The sequence below is a fragment of the Neobacillus sp. KR4-4 genome (assembly GCF_042136325.1).
In the GTDB taxonomy this organism is placed as follows: domain Bacteria; phylum Bacillota; class Bacilli; order Bacillales; family Cytobacillaceae; genus Neobacillus.
Genome location: NZ_JBHHJU010000023.1, coordinates 56,118 through 70,539, shown reverse-complemented (window position 1 = coordinate 70,539; position 14,422 = coordinate 56,118). Strand labels below are relative to the sequence as shown.

Here is a 14,422-nt window from a genome sequence, read left to right as displayed (position 1 = left end):
AAAATAATTAAACGAGTAATGAAATTCCACCATCGATAATGATGGTCTGCCCCCTAATCATGCTCGATTCCTCTGATAAAAGGAACATCACACAATTTACCATATCCTCAATTTCCACCATTCGTCCTGCAGGAGTTTTTTCTTTTGCCTCTTGAAGCAGTTCTTCACGATTTGGAAAATGCTTTAATGCTTCCGTATCGACTGCGCCTCCTGAAACAGCATTAACGACGATATTTTTAGGAGCTAATTCAACCGCCAAATATCTTGTAAGTGCTTCTAAGGCCGCCTTTGAAACGCCAACGACCGTATAATTTTCTAAATAGCGAATAGATCCCAGAGAACTAATGCTGACAATTTTACCACCGCCAGTTCGTTCCATTAATTTTGCAGCTTCCTGTGCACAAAACAGCAAAGCTTTGCTATTAATATTTAAAGTCCAATCCCAGTGATTTTCTTCAAGTTCCATTACCGGCCGTTGTACTCCAGAGGCTGCATTATTTACAAACACATCCAGACGTCCAAATTCTGCATCAATTTGGGTGAACATATCTCTTATTTTCGCCACGTCGCCGACGTTTGCTTTAACAACGAGTACTTTTCTGCCTAATGCCTCTATTTGCTCCGCTGTCTCTAGAGCTGATTTTTTGCTTCTAGCGTAATTTATGACAATATCGTATCCTGCTTCAGCTAATCGAAGAGCTGTCGCCTTACCGATACCCCTGCTGCTTCCAGTGATGAGTGCTACTTTTTGAGTCATCAAACTATTCCCTTCTGTATCAAGTAATGTTTTTATTTTATCTTTTCCACGAATAGAAGACAATTAATATTAAACAATAAGAGTAAATTACCTTGGAAAGGAAGAAGTGCTTATGTATGTTGGACGTGATATGACCGAACTGTCAATGATGGCCAAATCTGATTGGAAAAGCAGTGAACTTGCTTTTTTTCATCATTCTTTGCAGCAAATTGCTCCCTATTTAAATAGTGAGGGACAAACGATTCATCGTGAAATTATTGAGGAAATAGAAAGCAGGGGAGGCATTAATAGACAAGAGGCAGATTATACACATGGAACGAAAACAGTATACGATTGAAAAAACGCCGCATTTTGCGGCGTTCATTCCTTTTGGCGTTCTAGATAAAGCTTAAGCATTTTTTGATAGGATACAGGGAAGGCAAATTCTTTCATTTCTTCTAACGAAACAAACTTCCACTCGTCACTTTCCTGAAAATCAGATTGGAACACACCTGTATATACATTAATGTTCCACACCAAATGAGAAAAAACATGTTCAAGCTGCCCAATAATTTTTTCAAGTTTTACTTTTATATTTAGGGAATGCTCAAATAATTCACTAATCTGCTCCCGATCATTTTGTAAGGGATGATGAATTTCAACATTAGGGAACTCCCATAAATTTGCGAGCAAACCTGTTGCCGGCCGCTTGTGAATTAATACCTTTCCATCACCATTTAATAGGATCGCGGCAGCTAGTTGAACATCTCGTGTCTTAGTTTTTTTGGTCTTTATCGGAAGTTCATTTTGAACTCCCTCTTCGAACGCTTGGCAATGCTCTCGAACAGGACATAATAAGCACGAAGGAGAGGTTGGTGTACAGATTAACGCTCCTAATTCCATTAAAGCTTGGTTAAAAGAGGATGGGTCCTCGTGTGAAATCAATTCTCGAACTGCTTTTTCAAATATTTTCCGTGAGGAGGATTTGGCAATGTCTTCCCATATGGAGAGAACTCTTGAAAACACCCTCATTACATTTCCGTCCACGGCAGGTTCAGGAATCCCGTAAGCGATACTTAATATGGCACCTGCAGTATAGGGGCCAACACCTTTCAGCCCAGCGATTTGCTCAGGACTATTTGGTACGATACCGCTATACTTCTCATTTACTTCCTTAACTGCTGATTGTAAGTTTCGTACCCTCGAATAATATCCGAGCCCTTCCCATGCCTTCAATACTTTATCTTCCTCCGCCTCTGCTAAAGCTTCTATGGTAGGAAACCACTCGATAAAACGATTAAAATAGGGAATGACTGTATCCACTCTTGTTTGCTGCAGCATGATTTCTGATACCCATATTTTATAAGGGTCTTGGTCTTTTCTCCAAGGTAAATCGCGTTGTTCGTGTTTAAACCAGGTAATTAAGTCTGATTGAAAAGCAGATTTGTTGATTTTCTCTATATTCTTTAGTTCAATAATCATAACTTTTGTTCCTCCAGATGTAGTTAAACTGTGTGAAAAAAGGCATTATAATAAGTAATATATTTGTTTTACGATAAATCACTGGAGCATGTTTGACAAGAATTTTATTTGAAGGAGGATTTCCTTTTGGATACAGGAACACACGTTGTTATGGGTATTGCTATAGGTGGTTTGGCAACTCTTGATCCTGTTGTCGCTAGCAGCCATGCCGCCACCACTAGTGTCTTAATTGCTACGATTGCCGGATCACAAATACCTGATATTGATACGGTTTTAAAGTTAAAGAATAATGCCATTTACATTCGCAATCATAGAGGCGTTACCCATTCCATTCCAGCTGTTATTTTGTGGCCGCTTCTCATAGTTGCCGTTATATATCCGTTTTTCACTGGAGCTAATCTATTTCATTTATGGGCATGGACATTTGCAGCGGTCTTTATTCATGTATTTGTTGATATATTTAATGCTTACGGAACACAAGCACTCAGACCCTTCTCTTCAAAATGGGTCGCCTTAGGAGTCATCAATACCTTTGACCCCGTTATCTTTGGAATTCATATTCTGGGGATCATTATTTGGGTATTAGGAGCAGATCCCGGCTATACCTTCTTAGTCATGTATGCCATCATTGTCGGATATTATATCATGCGCTTTAAGGCAAAACATCGTGTAATGGCTGAGATAAGAAAAAAAATACCGGATGCAACAGATATAATTATCGCACCAACAATGAGGTTCCATCAATGGAGAATTGCTGCCATGAATACGAAACAGTTCTTTGTAGGAAAGGCTATAAATAATGAAGTCGAGATATTAGATTACTTTAACCGAATACCTGTCCCAAAGACTCCAGTAATTGAAGCAGCAAAGAAGGATAAGAATCTATCAGCGTTTTTATCTTTTTCGCCAGTCTATCGGTGGGAAGTGGATGAATACACAGATTTTTACGAAGTGCGCTTTATTGATTTACGGTACCGGAGCAATGGCCATTATCCATTTGTTGCTGTTGTTCAATTAGATTGTGACTTGAAACCGATTAGTTCCTATACTGGCTGGGTATTTAGCGAAAAGAAATTACGGAAAAAATTAAGCATCATTCCAAGTTAAAAAAGCGCAAGCGCCCTGGACAGCGGCGTATGGCCTCCTCGAAAGCGCCAGCATCTTATCAGTAAAAAAAGCGGTGACGAAAAGTCACTCGCTTTTTCTAGTTTAAGCTATTTTTTTCCTGCTTCAGAAAGTCCTTGTATTTTGGGTTGGTTGCCACAAATTCGTGTAGCTTTTCCCCATAGTTTTCAATCCATTGCTTAACAATTCTCTCAGTCATGTCACTACCCTTATATTCTCTGCCTGCCTTTGCGTAGGTGGTTTCAAAATCTTCCCAAAGCAGTTCCACCCATGTCCTTGCTTGGTTATAGCTTAGTTGGTTATTTTTACTTAATAGCAGATTTGCTAATTCGTCATGGTAACTGTTCATGTTCACACCTCATTGCCAATTTCTTTTAACATAACCTAAATTAATAAAGCAGATACTAATGGTACGTGGTAAGCAATGAGAATGCTTTGCTTTTCACGTGCTCTCATTCCATTTTGGAGGTATAGCATGAGAAATAAAGAAACTGGGTTCCCAAATCAAAATAACAATAAACTCGAGGGAGAACCTCGGGCTAAGGCAGAATATGCTTCAAAAAGAGCAGATGGCACGATTAATACTCATCCACAAGAGCGCATGCGTGCATCTGGAGAGCGCGACGACGAATCGCCGCAAGTGTATAAATAGATAGCCATTAACATTGTTAATAAAGACAAGCCAGAGATTTACTCTTTGGTTTGTCTTTTCATTTTTTCTACTTTTTTAACAAAGAGATTGGCAATGCCTCTTCATGGCCATCCCCCTTAAGACGATACCCCCATGCAAACACACCGTTTAGATAGTCAATTTTAAAATATTGGCCTGGACTACCCTCGATTTCATAAAGTTCTCCTGGTTTAAACTCATTTGGATTCATTAGGTATGCTTTTGCCATTTGAACCTTTCGTTCTAGAACTGCAAACTCACTTACCATTCCCATTTGTTCTGCTTTTCGTGCTTTCTCCTGAAGTATGCCAATTTCCTGACGTAATTCATGTTCTGTCATTGTACTATAGCGTTTGTCCTGCTGCATTGTTCATTCACTCCCTATTAATCCCTTTATTTTAGTATAGTAATTTTTATATAATTAATAAAGTTTGAAATCAATGAAGGAGATTAGATATGAAAACAATCATAATTACTGGGGCTGGTTCTGGATTAGGAAAAGAATTGGCACACCTTTTTTCACAGAAAGGTTATCATCTACTTCTTACTGGGAGGACGGTTGAAAAGTTAACATCTGCTAGGGATGAAATTGTTGCTGATGGGGGAAAGGCTGATATTCTGCTCTTAGATATTCAAAACGGCGATGATGTATCAAAAAAAGTAAAAGAAATAAGCCATACATATACAATTTCCGGATTAGTCAATAATGCAGGTGTTGGGCATTTCGGTCCATTTGTCGAAATAAATGAACAAGACATGGTAGAAATGATTAATACAAATGTTTTGGGTACTCTTTTGATGACCAAAGAAATTTTACCTTATTTACTTCAAACGACTGATGGAAGAATAATGAATATTATTTCGACTGCAGGTTTGCGTGGAAAAGTAAATGAAGCCGTCTATGCAGCAAGTAAATTTGCTGTTAGAGGCTTTACAGAAAGTTTGCAAAAGGAATATGAAGATCACAGCATTAAAATAAATGCCGTTTATATGGGCGGTATGGACACTCCATTTTGGGATCATACCGACCATGTCAAAGACCCTTCCCGTTTCCGTACTCCAAAAGAAGTTGCAGAGATGATTATGGAACAAATCGATCAGGACTCCATTATTATTGAAAGTAAAAAATCATGACTCTTCTTGGTCATGATTTTCCACTTCTGCAAGGTATGATTCAATCAGTTCCATTGGGAAGCCTTTTCGATATAAAGCTTGCTTCATCTTTTGTTGAAATTCAAAGCCGCTAAACTTACTATATTTTCGGAGTGCCTTTTCACCTTGAAATCTGATTGCCTTCATATCCTCATCAGCATCGTTGTTTACTGACGCTTCATTAACGGCAATATTAATGACATCGTATGAATAACCTTTTCTAAGCAACAGATTCTCCAGCTTTTGTTTTTGGATTTTTAATGATTCTTTAGCGTTCTTTTCGTAAAACTTTCTGCTAATTTTTGCAGCTTTTTCAATTTGCTGCTCCAACGGATATTCCCCTAAGGCCAGCATAATTGTGCCTTCATCAATCCCTTTTTCCTTCAGTTCCATTTTGATGTTCGTTGGACCTTTGTCAGTAGTATTTGCTTGGGTTCGTACATAAGCAAAGGCAAATTCCTCGTCATTTATGTATTTCAATGCGGATAGTTTATGGATAATTTCATTAATGACAGGTTCTTCTATTTCCTTTGAAGTAAGGTAATCCTTGATTTCTTTTTCAGACCTCATCCTTCTTGATAAATAATGGATGGCTTTGTTATATGCTTTACGTATGTCGTCTTGATACTGAATTTCCATAAAGGAGAAATCGTCAAGTTCCATCCCTTTTTTTAATTGGAATTTGATCAGAACATCACTATCGACACTGAAGGCGAATTCCTCTCCCTTCCCCTTGCCGTAATCCATAAAAATATTAAAGCGATCCTGATTTTTTTGCTGAGTGGTGATCTTAGTAATCGTAGCCATGTCATTCACCTCAACATTACTTTACCATAATCCTCATAAAATACTGTAAGATAAACGTACTAAGGGGGCGGAAAAATTGAAAATCACCATTGCTGGTGGAACAGGCTTTGTAGGGAAAGCTCTGACGGAGCAATTGTTGAAAAACAATCATGAGGTAATCATTTTAACTAGAGGCAGAAAAAACACAAATGGAACTAATCGAATTCGTTTTGTTCAATGGCAAAGTGAAAATTCAAGCCCCATACAAGAACTTGAGGGTACCGATATTTTTATTAATCTTGCTGGTGAATCGATCAATGGCGGGCGTTGGACACAGCAAAGAAAAGAAAAGATCTTAACCAGTCGCTTAAATTCTGTTAACGCACTGCTAGATATCATTTCTAAATTAAGGACTAAACCAAAGTCACTGATTAATGCAAGTGCTATAGGCATTTATGGAACATCTTTAGAGAAAATTTTTACGGAAAAAGAAAACCATGGGTTCGGGAATGATTTTTTGTCAAATACAGTGCAGCAATGGGAGAATGAGGCGAGCAAGGCCTCTCGGTTAGGAATACGCACCGTTTTTTGCAGATTTGGAATTATTCTGGATAAACACAATGGTGCCCTGCCTAAAATTGCCTTCCCTTACCAATCATTTTTTGGCGGGCCAATTGGGAATGGACGTCAATGGATGTCCTGGATCCATATTGAGGATGTGGTCAATGGTATAATGTTTATTATCGAAAATGAACAAATGGCTGGCCCCATTAATTTTACTGCACCTCATCCTATAACGATGTCTGAATTTGGAAAATCATTATCAAGTGTCTTGCATCGTCCTTACTGGCTGCCTGTCCCAAGTATTGCTCTACGACTGCTTCTTGGTGAAATGAGTACATTGGTTGTTGATGGGCAAAAAGTACTCCCGGAAATGCTTTTAGACAATGGCTATCCATTTAAGTACTCACATCTAAATTCGGCATTAAAAAATATATTTTCATAAAATCCGTATCATTCCTTTCTTAAAAGGTAAAAATGGAAATAAGTACATATAGTGCTTCTATTTTTTACCACATAGCTTGATGACGATTAACTAAAAAAATTGTTGAAAGGAATGAGCAAAATGGCGGAAAAGAAGAAAAAGGATAAGGATCGTGGAAAATACTCTCTAACGAGTATGCAAGAGGTATCTTATCAAAGAGAATTTAAAATGGCAGATCGTGCTGGCGGCTTTCACGACAAGAAAACTAGACTATAGCTATCGAAAGGTTCTGCTGAAGTATTTTCCATTCATGGTTCCCTTTTAAGTTGTAAATCATAGTAAAGGGAGCAATTCTGCTCCTTGGATGTTAACAATGAAAGGGGTTTTTAGTAATGGGTCGTATGCATAATGGAACTGGTAATAGTAATAAAAGTTCACTTCCACAAACACCTAAGAACCTAAAAATTACAGATGGAAATGACGTCGAATATTCTGCAGAATTTGCAGACCATGCAGACCTTGAGGCACAAGCACGAGCGAACGCAGCGAATCAGCGGGTACAATCAAAAAGAAATAAATAAATCTTTATGAAGATGAATTAAAAAAAGAAGCAGGGCATCCTGCTTCTTTTTCGATATATAAGGGGAAAAAGCTTTATATCGAGTTTTTCAAATCCTCATTTGACACTAATGTTTGGAAATCATCTGTAAAGGCGATTATTTCTCCCCATTCCATTAGTTCATTATCGGATATCTTCCACGTATGTTTATCAGCGTCATTTCTGATAACCGCAAAATGAAATCGGTCAGTTGAAAAGACCTTAAATCCCTTCTCCTTACATTGTTCAATGAAAAAGAAATCCTCAGCTCGATTTACTTTTTCAAATGGAACTTGTTGACAGACATCTTTTCTAAACATTAAGGTCGCTCCAGCAACAGTGTCTGTGATTGAATTCTCATTACCTGTTACATGGATCAGCGCTTTTTTATTTTTAAAATAGATAAATACGGAGTTTTTTCCGATAATAGAAATATCTTTATTTTTAAAAGCAGCCATCGAACTTTTAATGTAATCAGGCCCATAATAGTCATCGTCATCAAATTTTGCAATAATATCATAATTTGATTTCATAATCCCAAAATTTAAGCAGTCACCTAAAGTTGCCTTTTCGTGTAGTTGATAAATCTGGACATTGCGATATTTCCTAGCCTCAGTAATCCATCTATCCATATTCATAGAATCCTTATTTAGGATAATGATCAACTCTTTATTCTTCCAGGATTGCTGTTTATAATTTTTAAAAACATTATCGATATTCTCATCTCTTATTGTACAAGTAATAATGGAAACCACACTCTCACTCCTTTAACGCTGAGAATTATTTTATGAGTTCATGACCTTATCTAAAACGGTGGTTAAATTAGTAAACTTTTTAAGGGTTTTAATAGAATTAATTTCTTTTTTCAGCCCATTTATGTCGTCAGAGCCAAAGCCTGCAGCTCCTAAGATATTTATGTGACGGATATCGATTTGAAGTAAAAGGACAATTGTTTCAAGTATGTGCATGAATTTTTCTTGGAATTTTTGAAATTTCCCTGGATAAGATTGAATGAGTAATTTATATTCTTTTAATAGCTTACTCATTGTTAATAAATCAGCAAGACCTGAAATCTCTAATCCGAGTACAAGTACATCGATATCATGATGCTTTGAAATAAACAGTCCAAGGTTGTTAATTGCCTCTTTCCATTTGCTTTTGCCTACAGGGTGTTCTTGATGATAGGTAATCAAATCATTTCCAACAATATATGTGGCCCCCATTTTATATAAACGATATCCTAGTTCCCAATCTTCGTAACCGTACAGGACAAAGTCTTCATCGAACAATCCTGCCTGAGTAATAAACTCTTTTTGAATGGAAACATTCCCTGTAAGAAATGCCATCCATGGAAAGGAAAACCCTTCTAAGTCAGCAGCAAAATTGTCGGTTATCGTTTGGAACCATGGGTATGTTACAACCCCAATATCCTTGAAGGCTTTTCTTGCAATATCACTTTTTTCCAACAACGGGTACGGTTGTTTAATTGAATCTTTATATTTATTAAACCTAGAATTAAGCAAATTATCTTTTTTTGTTAAAGTTGCAATCGTGCTAATTTTCTCTGGAGCAAATTCAGGAAAGATGCATGAATAGATGATTTTTGAATGCATTACCCCTGACAAAATATGCTTATTTTTTGATTGATGGAACTTATGATGTTTTTCAACAAAATCAGGTTCTGTTATCATTTCTGCATCAAGAAAAATAAGAGTGCTCCCTCTTGCTGTACGAATGCCCAAATTTCGTACGCTTGCTCTTCCTAGATTCTTTTCATTTCGTACATATTTGAAATGATAGGGAGGCTTATAGCCTTTTAGCTTTTCTTCCGTTTGGTCAGTTGAAGCATCATCTATAAAAATAACTTCCATTTTTGAAGGATTGAACGTTTGATATTCTAGTGAGAAAAGAGTCAGGAGATTTAGTGGATATTTATTTAGGGAAGGAATAATTATACTTACTTCAATATCTTGGCTATTATTTACTGGGATTTCTTTAGTAAGTTTCTCTTTGGTGCTTGTGTCCTTGTTATTTGAGGACTTTTTGGTTTTTGGATTTACTTTCTGTGGTTCTTGTTTATTTACAGTTGGAATTGGCCAAACACCATATAGCCCTTTTTCGTTTCCTGTAAGCTTTTTATTCATAAAATTATTAAGATTTTGTTCTGTCCTGCAATGATCCCACAGTCTGATTTCGTTAATATCACCATTAAAGAACAGACCTGGCAGTCCGCCAATCATCCCAGATGGGTAGACAAAGTCTTTAGGGCTTCTATCACCTTTTTTTACAAACTTCCCATTAATAAATAGCTGCGGCTCTCTTTCATCATAGACAACCGCAATGTGAATTAGATCATTAATACTGGCTTCATGGACTAACACCGCATATATATTCTCATTCGTATGTTCATAAATCGTTATTCCATTTAGTCCAATTGAAACACTAACTCCCGCATCATTATCGGTCATCCCTTGTCCTGGCCCAATCACATAATTCGTTCCTGTACCATCCACTGACTTTTCCCGAGATTGCTTATCGATATGATGAACATTTTCGGGTAATACCCAAAACTCATAGGTAAATGTATTTTTCAGATTCGTTAATAAACGACCATTTAGGCTATTCCATAACATGACGCACCTCTTCAATTTACTTTTATAAGTAACTAGTCCATTTGGGTTTTGCTTTTACACAATATGTATACCATATGATTTTGACTAGACTTATCCCCATTTATAGGTTGCTTTGTATATATTTTTTTGCTATTTGTCGATTCCCTCCAATTAGGAGCATAGAAATTCACAAAAAAAAGAGCTTATGCGCTCTTTTTACGGAATAATTGCTTATGATTTCATTCAAACTATATGGCGGCTAATGATACTTCTTTATCATTGCTTTCTATTTCATACTCCCCTAAAATTTGAAAGCAACATTTTATGTTCTGTTCACTCATTAACTGTTTAATTAACTCCGTATTTGTCCGGATAATTGCTGTCTCCTCATTAGTTTGAGTAATCCATGTGATCAATGGGTTTTTAAAATCCTTTGTGAGACCTTGAATTATCCATAATTCGTCTGCATGCTCTTTTTTATCTCCTAAATGAAATGCTGGCGTCTTTGTGAAATACTTATTTATCCGCTTATTTTGACAGACATAAACTAAATCTTCGATTGCTGCACTTGCTGTTGGAAACATGCCGGCACCTGGTCCTTGTAATGTAATACTACCAACAAGATCCGTGTAAACATTAACGGCATTTTCTACCCCTTCAATAGAATAAAAAGGATGAGACTTTCCAACAAGGACTGGTCTAACAGCGGCCTTAATTTGATCACCTTTCTTACTTATACTTGCAATAAGTTTAAACCTAAGTCCAAGTCTTTCAGCTGCCTCGATTAATTCACTTGTAATTGAAGTAATCCCTTCTCGTTCTACATCCTCCCAATTTGGTTCCTCACCAAATGCAATTCTGCTTAGAATCATTGTTTTATAAAAAGCATCAAAGCCTTCGACATCATTGGTTGGGTCTGCTTCAGCAAACCCCTTTGCTTGTGCTAAACTTAGAGCGTCAGCAAAGGACTGCTTCTTCTCACGCATTTCCGTTAAGATGAAATTCGATGTTCCATTTAGTATGCCTTGCACGTGATGAACACGGTTTACGTTTAATAGCTGCCTTAAGGTTTGAATAACAGGTATACCACCCGCAACTGTCGCTTCGTAACCTACTGAAACATTATGATGCTTTGCTAACTCGAGCAGGTCATTCCCGTGGTGTGCAAACATTTCTTTATTAGCTGTAATTATGTGACATCCTTTTTGAATCGCTTGTTTTAAAAATGTAAAAGTGGGTTCTTTATTGACGATTGCTTCGACAATAACATCAAGTTGAGGTAGACTTAAAATTTCATTGAAATCTGCAGTGACTAATACATCTTCATTAATATTTCTCTTTTTATGCTTATTTCTAATTAGTACAGCTGCGACTTCGACCCTTTTTCCTAATACTCCCTCAAGTTCTTCTGCATGGGATTGAATCGTTCTATAAACACCTTCCCCGACTGTTCCGAAACCTAGAATCGCTACTTTTATCACAGACATATTGATCCACCCTTCATTTATAATAGACATGGCTAAATAGAAAAAAACCCTCTTCATAAGAAGAGGGTTAGTTTCCTCCTCTTATCTGTCAGGCAAATAACCTGCAGGAATTAGCACCTTTTCAAGATTTACCTTGATGGTTGCCGGGCTTCATCGGGCCTAGTCCCTCCGCCGCTCTGGATAAGAGTTTTATGTAATTGTTTGATTAAATTTCCAAGTTATAAAGAGAATTCTAGTTGAATCCTTTGTAGATGTCAATATTATTTGAAATTTCTTTTTTTTACAAGGCTGCGTTTAAAACTTGTCTGTTGATTTCCGTTCCAGGCACTGCGCTTTCCGCGGGCGTGACGGGGAGCCTCCTCGTCGCTTTGCTCCTGCGGGGTCTCCCCTGCCCCGTACTCCCGCAGGAGTCTTCGTGCCTTCCAACTCCAATCAACAGAGTGAAAAAATCAACATTACCCTTAACACAGCCTTCTACAAAGGTAACAGGGGTACTTCTCCCTTGTCTCCCAGATGGTCTATCATTTCTAACCATTCCTTCGGTTTGTTTGAAAGTATGGAGTAATAGGTTGTTAGGAAATCCTTTACAAGATTAGTTGGGAGAGATTTAAGCTCATCGTCTAATGGCATGAAACATAAATCTAGCCCAGTTACGGCTTCCCCATTATTTTCCCAGGATGGATGAACATATGAGAAATCTAACCGCTTGTAACCCAAATGGGAAAGCACTTCACGTCGCACATAAGGGTCCATAACCTTTACGCCGCCAAATTCGTGATGTTCAACTCTGTAAGGATCGTATATTTCTGCAAACATTCCGTAAAGCTCTTTTCCATTTTTATTTGCTAATTGTTGTAAATCCTTTAACCGGTTTTGAGCTAAAAATCGACCAAGGCTTAGGCCAGGTTTACCTATAATCGTAAAATCTGTCATGGCAATATTCCAATCAGGATAATAACGGTATTCAGTTGCACCTAAGACTTTATCGCCATCGACTGCCACGAATACCCGAATACTCGGATCTTCTAATGGCTCTTTCCATAGCTCATATGCCAGGACTTCTTCTGGCGGGAAAATTTCTCCCATTAAGTTATGCAGTTTTCTAAAATTCGGATCATCTATACTTGTGATTCTAATATAATCCATAAATATCCCCCCCAATTATTTAAAAGGATTTTTCCATTCCATTAATACAGCATTGTTACAGGATTCCTCATCCTCTAGATAGTTTTCAATAATTCCTACCGGGACACGGCCGCAGCGCAGCAAAAATGTAATGACAGGATCCTTTAATTCTCCCGTTATAATTGATGCTAAATATTGCTCCGGTGTCATGTTATCAGCTACTCTATAAAAACCTGGCATTCTACCCCCGCCTAGTAAGCGCTCTAAACCTCTCTCAATAACAACATGGTACATAGCATGCATCATCAATTTTCCTAGCCCTAGTTTACGGTACCTGGGTCGGACACTGATATCAACGATGTACAAGGTATTCCCCCTTGGATTATGGTTTCGGATGTATCCATGGTCAGTGATTTCTTCCCACGTATGGTTTTTATCGCTGGGATCAAAATCGATAATTAAGGCGGTTAACGAACCGGCTAATTCACCATCAACCTCAATACATAATGCACCTTCTGGAAACAGGTCCACATGATTGGTTAGTTGCTCTTTATTCCACCATAATTCTGATGGAAAAGGAGGTGGGAAGCACTCGGATTGAATCTTGATAAGATCGGCAAAATCCTGTTTGGTATAATTGCGAATGATAACCGGAACAGGCCGCTCTTGGTCAAAAACGTAAAATTCACTTCGATACATACTAAACCCACCCCTTCTGTTTACTTTTCCCAGTCTGTGTATAAATCAGTTCTGCGATCACGCCAGGTTGTAACAGATCCTCGTTCTCTTACTTCATATAACAAATTTAAATCCAGATCACCCGTTACAATCATGTCATTATTAATTTCACCTTCAACCAATATGCCCTTAGGAGGAAATGGAATATCATTTGGAGTAATAATGACAGCTTGACCAAAATTAGCACGCATAAAGTCAACCGTCGGCAGTGAACCCACTGTTCCTGTTAAAACCACATATACTTGATTCTCAATTGCCCGTGCATGACTGGTATAGCGAACACGATGAAACCCATGACGATCATCTGTACACGATGGACAGAAAATGACATCAGCACCCTTAGCCTTTGCCATCCGCACGATCTCTGGGAATTCAATATCATAACAAGTAAGCAGGGCGATTTTCCCTTTTTCTGTTTCAAAAATCTGAAAGGAATCCCCTGGTGCCATATTCCATTCATTGACTTCGGTCGGTGTAATATGAAGTTTGGCCTGCTCGCCAATCCTGCCATCTGGATAAAATAAATGAGCGGTATTATACAGCTTGCCATCCTTTTCAATCACATGCGTTCCAGCAATAATATGCATGTTTGTATTTTTTGCAAAATTAGAAAATAGTTCTCTATATTGTTCAGTAAATCTCGGGAGATCGTTGATGCTTAGACTTTGCCCTTGTCCATTCCCAATCGATAATAGCTGGGTAGTAAAGAACTCTGGAAAAAGGACAAACTCTGCCCCAAATTCTTCTGCAGTTTTTATGTAGTGTTCACATTGTGACGCAAACTCTTCAAAGGATTGAATCGTATGTAACTGGTATTGCACGACAGATACACGAATTTTCATTATTTTCCTCCACTCAATTGTAAAAATTTCTCATAAGGAGATTATCTAATATTTTCGTTATTATTACAATTTTTTCAAACTAAA

At 37.7% G+C, this 14,422-nt stretch carries 19 protein-coding genes and 1 riboswitch; of the genes, 7 read left to right on the top strand and 12 right to left on the bottom strand.

The genetic code is table 11. From position 1 onward, the window contains the following. Positions 1-7: 7 nt before the first annotated feature. Positions 8-757, bottom strand: a complete 750-nt coding sequence (fabL, locus tag ACE198_RS20365; protein WP_098576234.1) for an enoyl-[acyl-carrier-protein] reductase FabL — start codon at positions 755-757, stop codon at positions 8-10. A gap of 112 nt (positions 758-869) precedes the next feature. Between fabL and ACE198_RS20360 the strand changes: the two genes are divergently transcribed. After that, positions 870-1,094 (top strand): hypothetical protein, encoded by a 225-nt coding sequence (locus ACE198_RS20360; protein ID WP_251459035.1) that lies wholly within the window; start codon positions 870-872, stop codon positions 1,092-1,094. Positions 1,095-1,117: 23 nt separating this feature from the next. Here the strand turns inward: ACE198_RS20360 and mutY are convergent, their stop codons facing one another. After that, positions 1,118-2,218, bottom strand: a complete 1,101-nt coding sequence (mutY, locus tag ACE198_RS20355; RefSeq protein ID WP_251459037.1) for an A/G-specific adenine glycosylase — start codon at positions 2,216-2,218, stop codon at positions 1,118-1,120. Positions 2,219-2,344: 126 nt separating this feature from the next. Here mutY and ACE198_RS20350 point away from each other — a divergent pair, with 126 nt between their 5' ends. Further along, the gene (locus tag ACE198_RS20350; protein WP_098576237.1) at positions 2,345-3,325 is read left to right on the top strand and encodes a metal-dependent hydrolase; all 981 of its coding nucleotides are present in this window, start codon (positions 2,345-2,347) and stop codon (positions 3,323-3,325) included. A 97-nt stretch (positions 3,326-3,422) separates the two neighbouring features. Here ACE198_RS20350 and ACE198_RS20345 read toward each other — a convergent pair whose 3' ends face one another. Next, positions 3,423-3,692, bottom strand: coding sequence for a YfhJ family protein (locus tag ACE198_RS20345; RefSeq protein WP_026564354.1), 270 nt, complete (start codon positions 3,690-3,692; stop codon positions 3,423-3,425). Between the two features lie 126 nt (positions 3,693-3,818). On the opposite strand from ACE198_RS20345, the gene ACE198_RS20340 reads away from it, so the two are divergent. Continuing rightward, positions 3,819-3,995: a small, acid-soluble spore protein K gene (locus tag ACE198_RS20340; protein ID WP_098576239.1), complete on the top strand. Its 177-nt coding sequence runs from the start codon at positions 3,819-3,821 to the stop codon at positions 3,993-3,995. Positions 3,996-4,062: 67 nt separating this feature from the next. Here ACE198_RS20340 and ACE198_RS20335 read toward each other — a convergent pair whose 3' ends face one another. Next, complete coding sequence (locus ACE198_RS20335) at positions 4,063-4,380, bottom strand: YfhH family protein (protein WP_251459041.1); 318 nt, start codon at positions 4,378-4,380, stop codon at positions 4,063-4,065. Between the two features lie 89 nt (positions 4,381-4,469). Between ACE198_RS20335 and ACE198_RS20330 the strand changes: the two genes are divergently transcribed. Continuing rightward, positions 4,470-5,147 (top strand): SDR family NAD(P)-dependent oxidoreductase, encoded by a 678-nt coding sequence (locus ACE198_RS20330; protein ID WP_251459043.1) that lies wholly within the window; start codon positions 4,470-4,472, stop codon positions 5,145-5,147. Here the strand turns inward: ACE198_RS20330 and recX are convergent. Next, on the bottom strand, positions 5,142-5,972 hold the full coding sequence (gene recX / locus ACE198_RS20325; protein ID WP_251459045.1) for a recombination regulator RecX: 831 nt from the start codon (positions 5,970-5,972) through the stop codon (positions 5,142-5,144). The two genes, ACE198_RS20330 and recX, sit on opposite strands and share 6 nt — an antisense overlap. Positions 5,973-6,048: 76 nt before the next feature. Between recX and ACE198_RS20320 the strand changes: the two genes are divergently transcribed. The 3 genes from ACE198_RS20320 to ACE198_RS20310 all read left to right on the top strand — a co-directional run bounded on the left by ACE198_RS20320 (position 6,049) and on the right by ACE198_RS20310 (position 7,517). After that, on the top strand, positions 6,049-6,957 hold the full coding sequence (locus ACE198_RS20320; RefSeq protein WP_251459047.1) for a TIGR01777 family oxidoreductase: 909 nt from the start codon (positions 6,049-6,051) through the stop codon (positions 6,955-6,957). Positions 6,958-7,077: 120 nt separating this feature from the next. After that, positions 7,078-7,212 (top strand): YfhE family protein, encoded by a 135-nt coding sequence (locus tag ACE198_RS20315; RefSeq protein WP_081825373.1) that lies wholly within the window; start codon positions 7,078-7,080, stop codon positions 7,210-7,212. Positions 7,213-7,328: 116 nt separating this feature from the next. After that, the gene (locus ACE198_RS20310; RefSeq protein WP_251459048.1) at positions 7,329-7,517 is read left to right on the top strand and encodes a YfhD family protein; all 189 of its coding nucleotides are present in this window, start codon (positions 7,329-7,331) and stop codon (positions 7,515-7,517) included. A 73-nt stretch (positions 7,518-7,590) separates the two neighbouring features. Here ACE198_RS20310 and ACE198_RS20305 read toward each other — a convergent pair whose 3' ends face one another. The 7 genes from ACE198_RS20305 to ACE198_RS20275 form a co-directional block, all read right to left on the bottom strand. Further along, positions 7,591-8,289, bottom strand: coding sequence for a glycosyltransferase family 2 protein (locus ACE198_RS20305; protein WP_251459051.1), 699 nt, complete (start codon positions 8,287-8,289; stop codon positions 7,591-7,593). Between the two features lie 30 nt (positions 8,290-8,319). Further along, positions 8,320-10,167 (bottom strand): glycosyltransferase, encoded by a 1,848-nt coding sequence (locus ACE198_RS20300; protein ID WP_251459053.1) that lies wholly within the window; start codon positions 10,165-10,167, stop codon positions 8,320-8,322. Between the two features lie 227 nt (positions 10,168-10,394). Beyond that, the gene (locus tag ACE198_RS20295; RefSeq protein WP_251459055.1) at positions 10,395-11,633 is read right to left on the bottom strand and encodes a homoserine dehydrogenase; all 1,239 of its coding nucleotides are present in this window, start codon (positions 11,631-11,633) and stop codon (positions 10,395-10,397) included. Between the two features lie 78 nt (positions 11,634-11,711). Beyond that, a riboswitch (SAM riboswitch) is annotated at positions 11,712-11,820 on the bottom strand. A 107-nt stretch (positions 11,821-11,927) separates the two neighbouring features. Further along, complete coding sequence (locus ACE198_RS20290; protein ID WP_375376836.1) at positions 11,928-12,059, bottom strand: hypothetical protein; 132 nt, start codon at positions 12,057-12,059, stop codon at positions 11,928-11,930. A gap of 48 nt (positions 12,060-12,107) precedes the next feature. Continuing rightward, positions 12,108-12,779, bottom strand: a complete 672-nt coding sequence (locus ACE198_RS20285) for a GNAT family N-acetyltransferase (RefSeq protein WP_375376835.1) — start codon at positions 12,777-12,779, stop codon at positions 12,108-12,110. A 15-nt stretch (positions 12,780-12,794) separates the two neighbouring features. Next, a complete protein-coding gene (locus ACE198_RS20280; RefSeq protein WP_251459059.1) occupies positions 12,795-13,457 on the bottom strand; it encodes a GNAT family N-acetyltransferase in 663 nt (220 codons plus the stop codon). A 20-nt stretch (positions 13,458-13,477) separates the two neighbouring features. Next, complete coding sequence (locus ACE198_RS20275) at positions 13,478-14,338, bottom strand: carbon-nitrogen hydrolase family protein (RefSeq protein ID WP_375376834.1); 861 nt, start codon at positions 14,336-14,338, stop codon at positions 13,478-13,480. Positions 14,339-14,422 lie beyond the last annotated feature (84 nt).